General features: G+C 50.7%; 13 protein-coding genes. 8 read left to right on the plus strand and 5 right to left on the minus strand.

Features of this window, described 5'->3' with window-relative positions; genetic code table 11:
• Positions 1–10: 10 nt before the first annotated feature.
• Positions 11–1,804, minus strand: coding sequence for a translation elongation factor 4 (gene lepA, locus ACZ52Z_RS03660; protein WP_464269404.1), 1,794 nt, complete (start codon positions 1,802–1,804; stop codon positions 11–13).
• A gap of 283 nt (positions 1,805–2,087) precedes the next feature.
• On the opposite strand from lepA, the gene ACZ52Z_RS03665 reads away from it, so the two are divergent.
• The 4 genes from ACZ52Z_RS03665 to greA all read left to right on the plus strand — a co-directional run bounded on the left by ACZ52Z_RS03665 (position 2,088) and on the right by greA (position 6,324).
• A complete protein-coding gene (locus ACZ52Z_RS03665) occupies positions 2,088–3,074 on the plus strand; it encodes a sigma-70 family RNA polymerase sigma factor (RefSeq protein WP_464269405.1) in 987 nt (328 codons plus the stop codon).
• Between the two features lie 63 nt (positions 3,075–3,137).
• The gene (locus ACZ52Z_RS03670; protein WP_464269406.1) at positions 3,138–4,313 is read left to right on the plus strand and encodes a DegT/DnrJ/EryC1/StrS family aminotransferase; all 1,176 of its coding nucleotides are present in this window, start codon (positions 3,138–3,140) and stop codon (positions 4,311–4,313) included.
• A 24-nt stretch (positions 4,314–4,337) separates the two neighbouring features.
• Complete coding sequence (locus tag ACZ52Z_RS03675) at positions 4,338–5,669, plus strand: tetratricopeptide repeat protein (RefSeq protein WP_464269407.1); 1,332 nt, start codon at positions 4,338–4,340, stop codon at positions 5,667–5,669.
• A gap of 169 nt (positions 5,670–5,838) precedes the next feature.
• Positions 5,839–6,324: a transcription elongation factor GreA gene (gene greA, locus ACZ52Z_RS03680; protein WP_464269408.1), complete on the plus strand. Its 486-nt coding sequence runs from the start codon at positions 5,839–5,841 to the stop codon at positions 6,322–6,324.
• A gap of 146 nt (positions 6,325–6,470) precedes the next feature.
• On the opposite strand, the gene ACZ52Z_RS03685 is transcribed toward greA, so the two are convergent.
• Complete coding sequence (locus ACZ52Z_RS03685) at positions 6,471–7,109, minus strand: TetR/AcrR family transcriptional regulator (protein ID WP_464269409.1); 639 nt, start codon at positions 7,107–7,109, stop codon at positions 6,471–6,473.
• Positions 7,110–7,355: 246 nt separating this feature from the next.
• Here ACZ52Z_RS03685 and purD point away from each other — a divergent pair, with 246 nt between their 5' ends.
• Genes purD through ACZ52Z_RS03700 form a run of 3 tightly spaced genes read left to right on the plus strand, consistent with a single transcriptional unit; the run spans position 7,356 to position 10,102 of the window.
• Complete coding sequence (purD, locus tag ACZ52Z_RS03690; protein WP_464269410.1) at positions 7,356–9,131, plus strand: phosphoribosylamine--glycine ligase; 1,776 nt, start codon at positions 7,356–7,358, stop codon at positions 9,129–9,131.
• Positions 9,125–9,757, plus strand: a complete 633-nt coding sequence (locus ACZ52Z_RS03695; RefSeq protein ID WP_464269411.1) for an L-threonylcarbamoyladenylate synthase — start codon at positions 9,125–9,127, stop codon at positions 9,755–9,757. Before purD ends, ACZ52Z_RS03695 begins: the two co-directional genes overlap by 7 nt.
• A 9-nt stretch (positions 9,758–9,766) precedes the next feature.
• Positions 9,767–10,102, plus strand: a complete 336-nt coding sequence (locus ACZ52Z_RS03700) for an Hpt domain-containing protein (protein ID WP_464269412.1) — start codon at positions 9,767–9,769, stop codon at positions 10,100–10,102.
• Positions 10,103–10,164: 62 nt separating this feature from the next.
• On the opposite strand, the gene ACZ52Z_RS03705 is transcribed toward ACZ52Z_RS03700, so the two are convergent.
• From ACZ52Z_RS03705 to hrpA, 3 genes are all read right to left on the minus strand, one after another.
• A complete protein-coding gene (locus ACZ52Z_RS03705; RefSeq protein ID WP_464269413.1) occupies positions 10,165–10,908 on the minus strand; it encodes a rhodanese-like domain-containing protein in 744 nt (247 codons plus the stop codon).
• A gap of 3 nt (positions 10,909–10,911) precedes the next feature.
• On the minus strand, positions 10,912–11,487 hold the full coding sequence (locus tag ACZ52Z_RS03710; RefSeq protein WP_464269414.1) for a rhodanese-like domain-containing protein: 576 nt from the start codon (positions 11,485–11,487) through the stop codon (positions 10,912–10,914).
• A gap of 258 nt (positions 11,488–11,745) precedes the next feature.
• Entirely contained in the window at positions 11,746–15,483 is a 3,738-nt protein-coding gene (gene hrpA / locus ACZ52Z_RS03715) for an ATP-dependent RNA helicase HrpA (protein WP_464269415.1), read from the minus strand.
• Between the two features lie 122 nt (positions 15,484–15,605).
• Between hrpA and galU the strand changes: the two genes are divergently transcribed.
• The gene (galU, locus tag ACZ52Z_RS03720) at positions 15,606–16,490 is read left to right on the plus strand and encodes a UTP--glucose-1-phosphate uridylyltransferase GalU (RefSeq protein WP_464269416.1); all 885 of its coding nucleotides are present in this window, start codon (positions 15,606–15,608) and stop codon (positions 16,488–16,490) included.
• The last annotated feature ends 1 nt before the right edge of the window (position 16,491 follow it).

Below are 16,491 nucleotides of genomic sequence, written 5' to 3' on the forward strand. Positions count from 1 at the left end.
GCGGCGAGAATTACTGATCGGATTTGAGGACTGCCAGGAAGGCCCGCTGGGGTATCTCAACATTGCCCACGGTTTTCATCCGTTTCTTGCCTGCCTTTTGCTTCTCCAGCAATTTTCTCTTTCTGCTGATATCTCCACCGTAGCATTTGGCGGTAACATCCTTTCTCAGGGCTGAAATGTTTTTCCTGGCGACGATGTTGCCGCCGATAGCAGCCTGGATGGCAATTTTGAACATCTGGCGGGGGATCTCGTCCTTGAGTCGTTCACAGGCGTGCATGCCTCTTTCCCGAGCTTTCTCCCGGTGAGTAAGCTGCGAGAGCGCATCCACCTGTTCCCCGTTCACCAGAATATCCAGCTTGACCAGGTCGCTGGGTCGGTAGTCGGTCAATTCGTAGTCAAAGGAGCCGTATCCTTGGGTTATGGATTTCAGGCGGTCGTAAAAGTCATAGATTACCTCGGCCAGAGGCAGCTCGCAGGTAAACTCTATCCGTCCCGGCATGGGGTAATGGTAATTGGTGTTTTCCCCTCTTCGTTCCATACAGAGATTCATCACTGCGCCCATGTAGCGTTCCGGGATATGAATGGTGGCTTTGATAAACGGCTCTTCGATTCGGGAAATGGATCCCGGATCCGGAAAATAAGCGGGATTGTCGACCTCTATTTCCGTGCCGTCCTGCAGGTAGAAGATATATTTGACTGTTGGTACAGTCAGGATAAGCGATATATCGAATTCTCTTTCCAGGCGTTCCTGCACCACTTCCAGGTGGAGGAGCCCTAAAAAACCGCAGCGAAATCCGAACCCCAGCGCTGCCGAGGAGTCCTTTTGAAAGGTAAGTGCTGCATCATTGAGTTTTAATTTCTCCAGGGCATTCGCCAGGTCTTCATAGTCATCGGTGGAGATCGGATAGATGGAGGAGAAAACAACCTGCTGCACTTCCCGAAATCCGGGTAAAGCAATGGGGCAGGGGGCAGCTTTGAGGGTAATGGTATCTCCTGGGCGCGTGTCGGAAACGGTCTTGACTCCGGCAATAATATACCCGACCTGGCCGGCGGTCAGTTTTTTTTGCGGCATGCGCTTAAGCCCAAAAACACCGAGCTCTTCCACTCTATATTCGGCTCCATTGGACATGAAGACAATAAAGTCTCCAGTGGAGATGGTGCCATTGACGATGCGAACCGAAATAATAGTGCCGCGATAGGGATCGTAATTGGCGTCGAAAACAAGGGCCTGCAGCGGAGCATCGTTTGTTCCTTCCGGAGGTGGAAGGTAACGGACAATCGCCTCAAGCAGTTCACTGACGCCTTCGCCGGTCTTGGCCGAGCAGAGTCTGATAGTATCGCCTTCAAGGCCGAGGTCATCGACAATCTGGCTGACTACCTTTTCCGGTTCAGCTGCAGGTAGGTCAATCTTGTTGATGACGGGAATAATCTCCAGATCATTTTCCATTGCCAGATAGAGGTTGGCGAGGGTCTGTGCCTCTATCCCCTGGGCTGCATCAATCAGCAGCAAGGCTCCTTCGCAGGATGCAAGGGCTCGTGAAACCTCGTAACTGAAATCCACATGACCGGGGGTGTCCACCAGATTAAGCGTATAGGTGTTGCCGTCCTCTGAGGTGAAGGGGAGGCAGATGGTCTGCGATTTGATGGTTATGCCGCGTTCACGCTCGATATCCATATTGTCGAGCAACTGGTCTTTAAACTCCCGGTCAGTCACCATCTTACAGTGCTGGATAATCCGGTCGGCCAGGGTCGATTTGCCATGGTCAATATGAGCAATTATACTGAAATTTCTAATGTTATCCATTGTCGCCATCTGTAGAGGAAGGAAAGCGTGTAAAAAGGTGCTATAAATAGCACAGATTGAGTGAAAAAAAAACTCTTCCGCGAAAAGTCACTATATAAAGTGAAAAAAAATATTGAATAGAGTATAGTTATCTCAGACTAATATTCGCAGTAGTTCTGTACCCCTTTAACTTCCACCCTCGGAGAAAAAGCGGGCAAAACACAACTGCCCGCCAAAAGTATTTTCTCTGTAAACCTGTTCGGTATACAACCCTTTGCGAATTTAACCTTTATCTACTTTGCCAATGACAGCATCCAGCGACAGCGCAACACTTGATCCGAATAGTGCACAACATCATCCACTGGTCGTCAGCTCAAATGAAGAAAATCTTCCCGCACTGAGCAACCCGGCGCTACACCGTTATCTGCAGGAGATCAGCCAGTATGAGTTGTTAAGCCGTGAGGAAACCGAAGAGCTGGCAGCCAAATTTCAGGAAACCGGAGATCCGGATGCGGCTTATCGTTTAGTCTCGTCCAATCTGCGCCTGGTGGTTAAGGTGGCAATGGACTTCCAGAAATATTGGATGCAGAATTTTATGGATCTGATTCAGGAGGGGAATGTCGGTCTTGTGCAGGCTACAAAAAAATTTGATCCTTACCGTGGGGTCAAGTTCTCCTACTATGCCGCATACTGGATTCGTGCCTATATTCTGAAGTTCATTATGGATAATTGGCGGTTGGTGAAAATCGGAACAACCCAAGCCCAGCGCAAATTGTTCTTCAGCCTTAACAAAGAGAAAAAACTGCTTGAAGCGCAGGGGTTTAAGCCTGAAGTAAAACTGCTTGCCGAGCGGCTGAATGTGAAGGAAAGTGAAGTTATTGAAATGGGACAACGCATGGACAACTGGGATGTTTCCCTGGAAGCGCCCGTGCGGAGTGATTCAGAGGATGAGCAAAAGAGTTTTCTTCCTCATGAGGGGCCAGGTATCGAAGAGATCGTCGCCAGTCATGAGATGCGTGACCGCCTCAAGGAGGTCCTGGCAGGACTCCACGACAACCTTAACGAAAAAGAGCAGGTTATACTTGGCACCCGGTTGCTGAGTGATGAACCGAAAACACTCCAGACCATTGCCGATGAATTTCAAATTTCCAGGGAACGGGTGCGTCAAATTGAAGCTAACCTGTTAAAAAAACTGCGTAAACAACTGGAAAAAGAAATGCCTGACATCCATGATTTCTTTAACGGTGAAAGCATGATCCTTGCGAGCAAGCCGGTTAAAGAAACCACCTGATTCTTTTCTTCCTCTATTTTTTAATCATTATTATATCCACCTTTACCTTTCTTACCCTTTTTCATGAATGTACCATTACTTGACTTGAAACCTCAACTGGAGGTTCTTCGAGATGATATACTTGCAAGCGTTACAGAGGTTATCGATTCCACGAGATATATTCTGGGACCTGTTGTTGAAGACTTTGAAAACGAAATTGCCCAGTACTGCTCCACTGAGTATGGCGTCGGCGTCTCAAGCGGGACCGATGCGTTGCTTGCTGCATTGATGTCGTTGGATATCGGTGCAGGGGATATGGTCCTGACAACGCCGTACACCTTTTTTGCAACCATGGGGACCATCCTTCGAACCGGTGCTCAGCCCCTGTTTGTAGATATCGACAAAGACAGTTTTAATATTGACCCGCAACTCGCCGCGGAAGCGGTCAATAATGCTCAGGGAAAAGTGAAAGCCATCATGCCTGTTCACCTGTATGGACAATGTGCGGACATGCTCCCCATCATGAAGATAAGCGATCAGTACGGAATTCCGGTTATCGAGGATGCGGCGCAGGCAATAGGAGCCGAATACCCCATGCAAAAGAATGGCAGGACCGAATGGCGACGGGCCGGGAGCATGGGGCTGGCTGGGTGCTTTTCTTTTTTTCCGAGTAAGAACCTCGGCGGTATAGGCGATGGCGGCATGATTACCACTGCAGACGAGCGTTTTGCCACTCTCCTTCGACACAATCGCAATCACGGTGCTGAGCCAAAGTACTACCATGCTCGTGTAGGTGGTAACTTCAGGCTGGATACCATTCAGGCGGCAGTGCTTTCCATCAAGCTGAAACACCTGGAAAGTTGGCATGCTGCTAGGCGGAAAAATGCACAGCTCTATACCAGGTTTTTCACTGAGGCCGGCCTGAAAGACGACCCCGTAGTCCTGCCGCAAGCCGTGTATGCCGAGCATGCTGATGCCGAGCATCATAACCACCATATTTACAATCAATTTGTCATTCGGGTGCCCCAGCGAGACAGCCTCCGCGAATACTTAAGTCAACAATCCATCGGTACTGAAATCTATTATCCTCTCTGCCTTCACCAGCAGGAATGTGTCGCCGAAATTGCCGGCATGGCCGAGCAACGGTTCCCCGTTGCAGAGGATGCTGCAGAGGCAACCCTCGCTCTGCCAATCTACCCGGAACTGGCCGAAGCACAGTTAGGTTATGTTGTGAATGCTATCAAGGAATTTTACCATTAACAGGCCGGCTGTTGAGGTATGCCTATGACAAGCAAAGCAAGGAGATGGCTATGGGGTGCCTTAAAAATGGGTGGCTTCGCGGTAATGGTAGCGATGTATGTGCCTGGCGACCGGGCCGCGGCCACTGAGGACTCAAAAAACGGTCTTGTTCCGGATCGCGATATTGCCTATGCCACCTCCCAGACCGCACCGGTATGGAAAACAACGTGGGACGAGGCAAGGGGGGAGTCGCGTACCGGAAACTTCAGGCAGGCGCTTTCTCTGTATTCCTTACTCCTGAACAACAAACCGAACCTGGATGAGGCTCGGTGGGAGTATATATCTGTACTTCTTCATGTCGAAGAGTGGGAAGCGGCGGAAACACAGCTCAACACTCTGCTGGCCAAAGAGCACGGAAACACTCGGTACCTCTTTGCTCAGGCGAAGATTGCCCTGCATACCGGGAACCTGGAAAAAGCGGCAGGGGTGTATCGCCGTCTGTTTGAAAGCAGTCCGCCTGGGGAGAAAACCGTTGCAGCCCTCGATGGTTTAACCAGTGCCCTTATTGGCATGGGCAAACAAACCCTGGCCGAACCGCTTATGGATTACCTGCTCAGCCTGGAAACGGAGAACCGCACGTTTAAGCGGCGCGCCTTCCTCCTTTATAGTCACCTGCATCACTTCAATAAAGCTGCCTTGTTGGTTCCAGAGGTGTATGCCGCATTTCCGCACGACCCTGAGGTGCTGAAGTGCAGTGCTGAAGTTGCAACCATCCTGGGAAAGACCGATACTGCTGCAAGGTACTGGCAAGAGCTTGTCGCCATTGTTCCAGGCCATATGCAGGCCAATACGATGCTGGTCTCTTATTACAGGGAGAAGGGTAACTCGGCTATGGAACTCGTGCATCTTGAGCGACTGGTGGACAAGGGACATCATGCATCCTCACTTGCCGCACGACGGATAGAGCTGCATATCGAGCATGGTCGTGCTGACCGAGCCCTTGAATTATGCGATACCGTTCTCCTCGAGGATCCTGATCAACCTGATATCCTTGTCCTCAGAGGTCGTGCACTCGTTGCATTGGCAACAGAGCTGCTGGTTCTCGTGGAAAACAGTGACTCGCAGCTGCTCTGGGAAGACCTGTTGGAGGTTACCTCCAACAGGGTTGAGGTGTACAAAACAATGGCCGGTATTCTTCGCAACAGGGGGGAGCTCAGAAAGCTTACCGATATCCTGCTCGTTGTTGCACAAGAGTTGCCTCGAAGCGATCCGGTATGGCGAGAACTGGAGCAGCTCCTGATTGTCCAGGGGAGGGGCGAGGAGATGGCTGCACTGCAGAGGCAGTTGCAGACCAACAATAACCGGAGTATAAACTAGCAGCGAACTACGTCATGTGCGGCATCCCACGCATCCACTCACCATGTGTATGCAGCACCCCTTGGTGGATGGCACTATCCCCATATATTCACTGCATTATTCTTCGTATTGCTCAATACCAAGTAAGTATATTTTCTATCTAGTAATAATATTTTAAGAGGAAGAAGGAATGGTTGAACGTATACCAATGTCTCTGACAGGGAACAAGGCGCTTCGTGATGAACTGGAACGGCTCGAGAGGGTGGAGCGCCATGAAACGGTAAAAGCGATTGAAACCGCCAGAGCACATGGAGACCTCAGTGAAAACGCCGAATACCATGCTGCTAAAGAACGTCAGGGCATGATTGAAGGGCGTATTATGGAACTCAAGGATAAGTTGGGACGTGCTGAAGTGATAGATTGTTCGAAAGTGCCGACAGAGCGTGCAATTTTCGGTACAAAAATCACCTTGATGGATATGGACACTGACGAAGAGGTAGCGTACCAGTTGCTTGGTCCTGAGGAGGCTGATGTGAAAAATGGCTCTATATCTGTCCTGTCCCCGCTTGGCCGCGCCATATTGGGAAAAGAGGTTGGTGACGAGGTCGTAACCAAGACACCGGGTGGCATTCGAGAATTTGAAGTTGTTGATATTAGCACAGGTAAAATTCAATAACCACTTCGGTCAACAAGATGCGTCGACCGTACCTGTACCTCTGCACGCCTGGCAAGGATGTGGCAAGTGTGGGAATCCACTATGTATATGGTGCGAAAACGTATTGAAAAAACGCCCAGGCCGGGCGGGGTGGCGCACTACTGAGGTTATTGCGCATCCTCCCGGCTGACCGGGGCCGGGGCATGACCGTTCAGGTCGTGCTGTAAAACACCGTTCAGGATAATTGCTGCCACCTGGGAGCTCACTTCCTCCATCGTCGTGGTTGAACGAATCTCATTCCCTACACTCCAAACACGAGAAATCTCGTCCAACGACCCGAAAATTAACTGTTTGGCAATATCCGACTCTATCTCCTGGCGAAAAATACCCTGCTGTTTGCCTTCCTCAATAATGGAAGAGACGATATCAAGATAGTTGGTAAAACTATTTTTCCGGTATTCTCGGACCAACTTATTGGTCTGGCGAAGTTCAATATGCATCACCTCAGCGAGATTCCGATTTTTTTTCATCTCTTCCAGGTGCTTATGAATAAAGATCTCAAGTTTTACCTTGGGATCGTGTTCGTTGGCAATCAGTTCGTTGGTCTGGATGATGAGTTTGCCGATTTCCTCCTCAAAGACAGAGATGAGGATGTCGAATTTGTTTTTAAAATAAAGATAGATCGTTCCATCGGCCACCTTGGCCTCTTTGGCGATATCTGATATACGGGCGTTGAAAAATCCTTTTTTCGCAAAGACCTTGGTGGCGGCACGAATGATTTTTCGATGCTTGTCAGGTGATTTCATTTATTTGTTTTTACAGGAAGTTACCTTAAATGAATGAGCCCTCATTCTGACGAAAGTAACAGTACTCACCAAAGCTGTCAAGAAAAATGCCGGAAGCCGGTTCGCCCCAGAGCCTTTCCCTTCCTTCCTTCCGCGTAGTTTACCCTCAAAGAAGATGTAATTTTACTGGACGGATACCGTATCTATTTATTAGGTTCGCTGTTAATTGTTGCTACAGCCTTCAACTATTACGCGGGAGATCGTACAATGAACATTTTGGTTATTGGGAGTGGTGGTCGAGAACACGCCCTGGTATGGAAGATCAAGCAATCTTCGCGGGTTAAAAAAATATATTGTGCCCCTGGGAATGCCGGGATCAGTAAACTGGCCAACTGTGTGGATATATCCGCCGGAGACGTTGAAAGCCTGGTTCAATTCGCTGTGAGTGAAAACATCGATTTGACCGTGGTGGGCCCCGAAGATCCGCTTACAAAAGGAATTGTGGACGAATTTGAGAAAAACGGTCTGCGAATCTTCGGCCCGAGCAAGGCTGCTGCCTCGTTGGAAGCCAGCAAGGCGTTTACCAAAGATTTTCTGCAAAAATATAATATTCCCAGTGCGTCGTACAAGGTTTGCACCAAGCCTGGACAGGCTAAAAAGTACATCGACAAGATTGGCGCTCCCTGCGTGGTGAAGGCCGATGGCCTCGCGGCTGGCAAAGGGGTCATTATTGCGGAAACTACTGAGGCCGCCAAAAACGCCGTTGACACCATCATGAAGGAAAAACAGTTCGGCGAAGCCGGCAATCAGGTGGTGATTGAAAGCTATCTTCGTGGCGAAGAAGCCTCGTTCATCGCATTTACCGATGGTAAGAGCGTGCTGCCTCTCCCTTCTTCTCAGGACCATAAGGCTGCCTTTGAAGGTGACCGGGGACCAAATACCGGCGGGATGGGGGCCTATTCTCCGGCGCCGGTGCTGACAGACCATCTTACAATGCGGGTGATGAATGAAGTCATGTTGCCCACAGTCCGTGGCATGGCAGCGGAAGGCCGCCCCTATAAAGGTATGTTGTATGCAGGTTTGATGATTGACGGCGATGAGATCAATGTCCTTGAGTTCAATTGCCGATTCGGTGACCCGGAATGCCAACCGCTTTTGATGCGGCTGAAAAGTGACCTGGTTGAGGTCATGGAGCACTGTATTGATTCCACCCTGGATGAAATCGAACTGGATATTGACCCGCGTCCAACGGTATGCGTGGTGATGGCCTCAGGGGGGTATCCCAGCGATTATGTCAAGGGTAAAGCCATCACTGGATTGATCAAGGCGGGAAGGATAAAAAATGTGGAGGTTTTTCATGCCGGGACAAGCATTGAAAATCGTCGAACAGTAACCAGCGGCGGCCGGGTTCTTGGGGTGACAGCAATAGGTCAGGATATCGGGAAGGCAATTGAACTGGCCTATCAGGCTGTGGATGAAATAGACTGGTCTGGTTGTTTTTACAGAAGAGATATCGGCCATCGAGCGCTGAAGCGGCTACAGCAGCAGAAGGGACCCGCGGTGGGGATACTCATGGGGAGCGATTCTGATCTTCCGGTCATGCAAGCCGCAGCCGATACGCTTAAGAGCTTTGATATTTCCTGCGAAATGCGTATAGCCTCTGCACACAGGACGCCGGAGCAGGCGGCTGAGTATGCCCGAACCGCCTATGACCGTGGGGTGAAGATAATCATCGCCGGAGCAGGTATGGCCGCTCACCTGGCAGGTGTCCTGGCCGCTCATACTACCGTCCCGGTTATTGGTATCCCCATTGACGCCTCTTCGCTGAACGGCCTTGACGCCCTTCTTTCCACGGTACAGATGCCTCCTGGCATCCCGGTTGGAACCATGGGAATCGGGAAGGCAGGCGCTAAAAATGCGGCTGTTCTGGCGGCCCGCATTCTCGGAATTCATGACGAAGACCTCCAGAGAAAACTCCATCAATATGCTGCGGATATGGAGCAACAGGTAATGGAAAAAAATAGTGCCTTAAAGGGATGCTGAAGATTTCGGCAGATGAACAGGCGATAGACAAGGCTGTCCGTCTTGTGCAGGATGGCGGCCTTGTTGCTTTTCCCACGGAAACCTACTATGGCCTTGGTGTCGATCCTTTTAATACCGATGCGCTGCAGCGCCTTTTTCACGTAAAAAAAAGGGCGGCGCATCTTCCTATCCTTGTACTCGTAGGGAGTGTTGATCAGGCGGCGACACTGGCTGCGCGGCCATTGCCAGACAGTTTTTATCTTCTCGCCCAACACTTCTGGCCTGGACCGCTTACCCTGGTTTGCAGTGCTTTGCCTCAACTCCCCTCCGCCCTCACCGGTGGTACGGGAACCATAGGCATGCGCCATTCATCAGGCGAGGTAGCCGGCAGACTAGTGGATGCGCTGGGAGCACCAATTACCGCAACCAGTGCAAATATTTCCGGCAGGTCTCCTGCCGCCAACGCCGAACAGGTAGCCCATTATTTTCACAACAGCGTAGATATGGTAATCGACGGCGGCCAGACTCCCGGCGTTAAGGGGTCAACCCTTGTCCTCTGCACCGATACTTCTGTCCGGTGTCTTCGAGAAGGGGCTCTCAGTCGTAGTGCCATCAACGAAGTACTTCCCTTAGAACCAACTGATTGAATAGGAAAAATGAACTCATTACAGTGGAACAAGGAGTTTGCCCTGGAGCAGACAGCAGGCGATAAGGAACTGCTTGAAGAGCTCTTGCTGCTGTTCAAAGATTCTTCTGCTGCAGATTTTCAGCAACTGCAGGAAGCTGTCCAGGCCGGAGATATGGCCAGCATACTCTCAGCGGCGCACAGTATAAAAGGCGCTGCGGCCAGCCTGGGGATCGAAGGAATACGGAGTGTTTCGCTGGAAATAGAACAGACCGCTCGTGAGGAAGGCGACAAGGCGGATATTGAAAAGAGAGCGAGTCAGCTCGGTGAGTTGCTTGGCCAATTTAATGCTTTAGTTGAATTGTAGCCAGCAAAAACACCCTGGAAGCGCCTCGGTCAATGGTTGAGACGCTTCCAGCAATTTATAGGTTATGGACGGATAATTTCACAGTCACATTCTGCATCGGCAATGTTGAGCAGAAGGAACTTGGCGTTATATCCGTTTTTCAACAGTTCCTTATACGCCATATCTGCTCGCGCTCCGGTAGAACAATGCACATATATCTTTTTATCTTTGGGCAATTCATCCATGCGGGCAGGAATCTCATCCAACGGTATGTTGATGGTATTTTTAAAAATACCGAGCTCAGCCACCTCTTCTTTTGTTCGTGCATCAACGATGACAGCGTCTGGATCTTCGCCTGAGGCGGCTTTTCTGAAGTCGGCCAGAGACACCTCACCCTTGCCTAGCTTGCGTACCCATCGAATTTCCGTATTGAAAATCGGGCCTTTTTCAATGGGTTCTCCTGAAGCAATCCATCCGGCAAAGCCGCCTTTCACCAGCGAGACGAACTTAAAGCCTTCGTAGCGAAGGTCTTCTACCGCATCAAGTACCTCTTCGTCGCCATAGAGGACGACCGGTGCATTGCGCGGGATATCATCAATACGGTCTTCAAGCTGGGGATATGGAATACTGTAGGCACCCTTTATCCGTCCTTTTACGGCTTCACTGCTGTCGCGCACATCGACCAGGACGACATTGCCGTTTTTGATGAAATTATGGGTTGCGTAAGTGGGCAGGTACTCTTGGGACCATGCAGGCTCACCATCAAGATAAACGCGAACGTTGGAGTAACCGAGTTTCTTCGCCAGACCGGCGGAGTTTGTTGACATGCCTCATGTGGGCCCTCCACAATAGAAAACCAGTAACTGGTCCTTATCTTCAGGAAGCAGGGCGGCTTTCTTTTCCTTAAGCAGCGGTACCGGAATGGAAACCGCACCAGGAAGATGTGATTGACCGTAACGACTGGCAGGTCTTGAATCAACCAGGTAAACCTGTTCACCAGTATTTAACAGGGCATTGAGTTCTTCGGTCTTTATCTCGGTAACACCAGCAGGAAGCTTTGCCAGTTTTGGTTTGATGGAACGGGCATAAATGTCCTTGCCACGCTGTTCATAGCTGATAATGGCGGCATTTCCTTTGACTGCATGTTCAACGCCTGTGGTCTGTTCATCAAACCTGACCATTATAACTTTTGCCTGGTCACCTTTTCCCACCTCTATGGAGATGGTCTTGGCCTTGTTTGATTTTCCTTCAATTTTCCCCTTGTAGACGTCCTGTTTTACCGTTTGTTTTGCCTGACCGGCGTCCGTGGACATCGACTGTTCTGTTTCCGGTTTATGGGCGCAGCCAAAGCTGAGCAGTCCAATCACCAGCAATGCTGACAACAGTTTTGTTAATCGACCGTGCACGTTTTTCCTCCTCTGTACGTATTCATGTGGGCCTCGCGATCGGAGAGGTAAGCGCGTTATGGTGAATTACTCCAACTCTTCACCTAGGGAACACGGGCTCCAATCGGTGGTTGGTACATCCCTAGATAATCTTATAGCATTAAATTTTACCAAGGCACAAGCAATGCACGATGTCCATCCATGAATAATATTGATTATCCATATAAAGACAGCTGGGTGCTGGGTTGCCGGCAGGTAAAAAAGAGCAGAGGTGGCTGACTATTCGACGGTTCTGCACACATTTTCAACTTCCTTCCAGTATGCCAGCAAGCGTTTCTCGGAAACCGGCACTGCAGTGCCGAGTTCCGGGGCGAATACAGAGACCCTGAATTCTTCCACTAGCTCGCGGTATGTGGTCAGTCGTTGCCTGCACGCAGGTGACGGGGAGGCAAAGGTGGTAAACTGCTCCAGCCTGTTGAGTGGTTTCTGCAGCCTGGCTGCTTTGTTGCGATCTTTATCCGGAAAATGCTCGGCACGTTCAACTCTGACGATGAGTGCCTGCAAATAGCGGCCAGTATGGGGAAAGAGGGGATGTTGATGCTGGTGAAGAATCTTGCTTGGCATGATCTGTTCAAGTGCCTCCAGGTATTCTTCATACCGCTGTTGATTGAAACTACGGCTCTTTCTGACGCGTTGGGCCCACTGTTCTATACATTGCCTGGCCTGGCGTCTTTTTTTTAGCATCTCTAGGAAGTGCTGCAGCAGAGGCAGGCCAAGCTTCAGCAGGCCTTTTTCCTTCACCTGATTGACCTGATCGAAAAAAGCGTCAGTTGAGGGAAAATGTTCCCCGTCAATGGGGAAGAGTGTCTGAATGAGGTAATTGAACAGTTCCTCTTTCAGCTGGCCGGCCGTTTTCTTCCCTCCAAGAGATAGCCAGCTTGCCGAGTGCATGGTCACCGCTGCCTTGCACTCCCTTCGCAATTGCTTTTCTTCTCCAGGAAACTGGGATGCAAAGAGTGCTGCCAGGGCAATCCTGTTGGAGTCAATACGGGTGCTGCGTTCCAGGGTATAGGTCAAAGAGAACGCGCCCTCTTTCATGCTCAGACACGGGCAGTATATTTGCACAATGCCTCTTTGGCTGTCCTTCACCTGCAGGGAGGACTGGACCCGGTCAAAATCATTGGGGGTAAACGGATCAATGGTCGGCAGCTTACGGGTTGAACTAGCCTGAGCAACGGTTGGCGATCGGGAGAGGTACTGGTGAACTTGCTGAAGGGATCGGGAGTGAAAGCAAGGGGTGCCTTGCTCATCGAGCAGGGCAAAGCGCATGCGCAGGAAGGGGGGCAGGGTGTCTGCCTGCCAATCGGTCCGGTGGACACTGACCTGGTATGTCCGCCGAAGCACCTGCTCTATGGACTGGTATAGTGACCCCTTATAGAGATCAAGCGCATCCATTATCCTGTCAACGGCGTCCGGCAAAGGGACAAGTGGCTTGCGCAGTCTTTTCGGCAGCCGCTTCAACAGGTGGAGAATTTTTTCCGGCAGTAGACCGGGGACAAGCCATTCAAAGAGGGTAGGCTGCAGGCTGTCAACGAGCTGTAAGGGAAGGGAAACAGTAACCCCGTCACGTTCATCACCCGGGGTAAAGGTATAGTTCAGCTGCAGGGTATGTTCTCCCGCCGTCAACGTGGGAGGGTACAGGTACAGCTCGTTATCATCCGGTGCGCTGGTGCAGACATCCTCCGGGGTCATGCGCAGGTGCGTATCGCTCTTTTTTTTGCGCAGGTATCTGTGCAGGGTGAATCGGTCATACACATTGCCCAGATTCCGGTCATAGAAAAGGAAAAGGTGTTCATCGTCGGCAACAATCGTTCGGCGACGAAGGCGGTCCTCTACCTCTCTGTAATGGGCAAGCAGGTCCAAATTCGCCTGGAGAAACGGATACCCTCTTCCAAGCCGGTTCTGGACAAGTGCTTCACGGATAAAGATTGTCCGCGCCTCTTGGCGGGTGTGTTTATTGATACGCCCATAATTGATTTTACGACCGCTTATGATGGGTAATCCAAAAAGGCTGACGTGTTCATCTGCAATGACTCTTCCGCTTTTTTTCTCCCAGCGGGGGGTGGTCCATGAGCGTTTGCAGAGTTCGCCTCCCAGTTGCTCCAGCCATTCCGCTTTGATGGTGGCTGCGGTTCGTGCAAACAGTTGACTTGTTTCAACAAACGCGGCAGCAACGATAAATTCACCGCCATGTTTGTAGAGGGCTGATCCGGGAAAAATCTGCAGTTCCTTATTGGCTGCGGCTTGATAGATATTCTTTTCTTTTTTACGGCAGACATTGCGCAGAAAACCGCTGGTAAGGGCCATATGAACGGCTTCATACCCGGCGGGCTCGTCATTGAGTCCAAAATCCGTTCTGTTTTTCAATAGTCGTGTCAGCTGGTCGTGTACATCTATCCATTCGCGCATTCGTTGCCAGGAGAGGTAGTGCTGCTTGCAGAACTTGGACAACGTCGACCAGCTGACACGTGTTTTATCCTGGAAGAGCGCCGACCACAGGGCGTAGAGCGTTAAAAAATCGGACCGGTTGTCCATAAACTCTCGATGGGCCTGATCAGCCTGCTGTTCTTTGTCCAGCGGTCGAACGCGTGGATCCTGGATGGTCAGGGCGGCAGCAATGACGGTGATCTCTCGCAAGGCATTCTGTTTACCGCCTTCAATGATGATGCGCGAGATGCAGGGATCGAGCGGCAACGATGCCATTAGACGGCCTTCCTTGGTGAGTCTGTGGTTGCGATCAAGAGCGCCCAGCTCAATAAGGGCTTGGAATCCAAGGCGTATTGTTCGAGGATGGGGTGGATCGACAAAGGGATACTGGTCAGGGGGGCCGAGCTGAAGACTGACCATTTGCAGGATGACCTCTGCAAGGTTGGAACGCTGGATTTCCGGCAGCGTAAAAGCATCGCGGCTGAGGAAATCCTCTTCAGCATAAAGGCGAATGCAGGTACCGGGTCCGGTTCGACCGCATCGACCCTGCCGTTGATTGCAGCTGGCTTGAGAAACTTTGCTGATACGAAGGCTGGTGGTGCCGGTTCGAGGGTTATACCTGGAAATACGAGCCAAACCTGTATCTACGACAAAACGGATGCCCGGTACGGTGATGGAGGTCTCGGCAACGTTGGTGGCAATGATGATTTTTCGCTGGGGGGCTGGCTTGAATATCCTGCGCTGGTCCGCAGCCTGCAGGCGACCGAACAGGGGAAGGATGAGGTTGTTTTCATGCACATAGTCTCCCAGTCCGTTGATAGTGTCAAAAATATCCCTTTCCGTTGGCATAAACACAAGGATATCGCCGCCAAAGGGGTCGGTGGCCAAATCCTGAACAACTTTGACCGCCTGCTCGACATAGCCTGTTGATTCAGAAGCTTCCTCTGTCGCCTGGGGGGCGTATATGGTAGTGATGGGATAGAGTCGACCAGAAACACTGATGATCGGTGCGGTGTTGAAATGATGGCTGAACTTTTCCGTATCAATGGTAGCCGAAGAGATGATCAGTTTGAGTTGCGGACGCTTTTTCAGCAGTTGCTTGACGTAGCCAAGGAGAAAATCAATATTTAGGCTTCGTTCATGGGCCTCATCTATAATCAAGGCTTCATATTGACGCAGCAGACGATCGCCTCTGGTTTCAGCAAGCAATACCCCGTCTGTCATAAACTTGATAAGTGTGGATTCGCGTGTTCGGTCCTGGAACCGAATCTTGTATCCCACTATCTCTGGAGCGCGCAGTTCTTCGGCAACCCGCTCAGCCACAGAAATGGCGGCAATCCGTCGAGGCTGGGTACAGCCAATCATTCCCCGCTTGCCAAGGCCGGCCTCCAGGCAGATTTTCGGTAATTGGGTGGTCTTGCCGGAGCCGGTATCCCCAGCAATAACGATGACTTGATGTTCAGCGAGGGCGTTGCGGATACTCTCCCGGTGTTCAGCTATGGGCAGGTTGGCTGGATAAGAAATATGCATAAAAAAGAAGGAATTGTACTTGTGAGAAAAACCAAACTGTGAGTATAGTTTACACTTTGCTATTTGTACACCCCATCGTGCTTCCACGCTATCCTTTACCAAAACTCAGAATCGAGGTGACAATGCAGGCGATACGAAAAGCTGTTATTCCGGTGGCCGGCTTAGGTACCCGTTTTTTGCCGGCAACCAAAGCCATTCCCAAAGAAATGCTGACCATCGTTGATCGACCAACCATACAATATATTGTCGAGGAAGTCGTTGCCTCCGGTATCGAAGAGGTCGTTCTCATCACCAGTGAAGGGAAATCCGCCATTGAAAATCATTTTGATTATGATTTCCAGCTGGATACTGTTCTCAAAGAAAAGAACAAGACCCAGCTTAGCGAGGAGCTGACCAATATTTCCAACCTGATCGATATTGTTTCCGTCCGCCAGAAAAAACCGCTGGGGCTGGGCCATGCCATATGGATGGCGCGTAATGTCATCGGCAACGAACCCTTCCTGGTTTTGCTCGGCGATGACCTGGTGATGAGCGATGTTCCCTGCTGTAAGCAGATGATTGACCTTTATACTGAGGTTGGAGAATCTATTGTCGCCATTCAGCGGGTCCCCATGGACCAGACCTATCAGTATGGAATAGTGGAAGGGGAGCCAACAGATAAAGATCGGACCTTCAAGATCAACCGTATGGTCGAGAAACCAGCCCCCGGCACATCGCATAGCGACATGGCCATTATCGGTCGCTACCTGCTCATGCCGGAGGTTTTCGATCTGCTGGGGAAAACCACTCCGGGCCATGGCGGTGAAATTCAGTTGACCGATGCCCTGCTGGCGCTTTCCAACCAGCGAGGAATGTACGCCTATGAGTTTGAAGGAAAACGTTATGACGCCGGGGATAAACTCGGGTACCTGAAGGCCATCGTTGATTTCGCCCTCCGACACCCTGATTTGGGCCAACCGTTTGGTGACCATCTGCAAAAGGTCTGTAAGGGCAGCAGGAAAAAATAGG

The sequence above is a fragment of the Desulfogranum aggregans genome, assembly GCF_055398265.1.

What these genes read in the sequence shown, in the direction of transcription:
- lepA (WP_464269404.1), bottom strand. Translation starts at nt 1,804, where the DNA reads ATGGATAACATTAGAAATTTCAGTATAATTGCTCATATTGACCATGGC.
- ACZ52Z_RS03665 (WP_464269405.1), top strand. Translation starts at nt 2,088, where the DNA reads ATGACAGCATCCAGCGACAGCGCAACACTTGATCCGAATAGTGCACAA.
- ACZ52Z_RS03670 (WP_464269406.1), top strand. Translation starts at nt 3,138, where the DNA reads ATGAATGTACCATTACTTGACTTGAAACCTCAACTGGAGGTTCTTCGA.
- ACZ52Z_RS03675 (WP_464269407.1), top strand. Translation starts at nt 4,338, where the DNA reads ATGACAAGCAAAGCAAGGAGATGGCTATGGGGTGCCTTAAAAATGGGT.
- greA (WP_464269408.1), top strand. Translation starts at nt 5,839, where the DNA reads ATGGTTGAACGTATACCAATGTCTCTGACAGGGAACAAGGCGCTTCGT.
- ACZ52Z_RS03685 (WP_464269409.1), bottom strand. Translation starts at nt 7,109, where the DNA reads ATGAAATCACCTGACAAGCATCGAAAAATCATTCGTGCCGCCACCAAG.
- purD (WP_464269410.1), top strand. Translation starts at nt 7,356, where the DNA reads ATGAACATTTTGGTTATTGGGAGTGGTGGTCGAGAACACGCCCTGGTA.
- ACZ52Z_RS03695 (WP_464269411.1), top strand. Translation starts at nt 9,125, where the DNA reads ATGCTGAAGATTTCGGCAGATGAACAGGCGATAGACAAGGCTGTCCGT.
- ACZ52Z_RS03700 (WP_464269412.1), top strand. Translation starts at nt 9,767, where the DNA reads ATGAACTCATTACAGTGGAACAAGGAGTTTGCCCTGGAGCAGACAGCA.
- ACZ52Z_RS03705 (WP_464269413.1), bottom strand. Translation starts at nt 10,908, where the DNA reads ATGTCAACAAACTCCGCCGGTCTGGCGAAGAAACTCGGTTACTCCAAC.
- hrpA (WP_464269415.1), bottom strand. Translation starts at nt 15,483, where the DNA reads ATGCATATTTCTTATCCAGCCAACCTGCCCATAGCTGAACACCGGGAG.
- galU (WP_464269416.1), top strand. Translation starts at nt 15,606, where the DNA reads ATGCAGGCGATACGAAAAGCTGTTATTCCGGTGGCCGGCTTAGGTACC.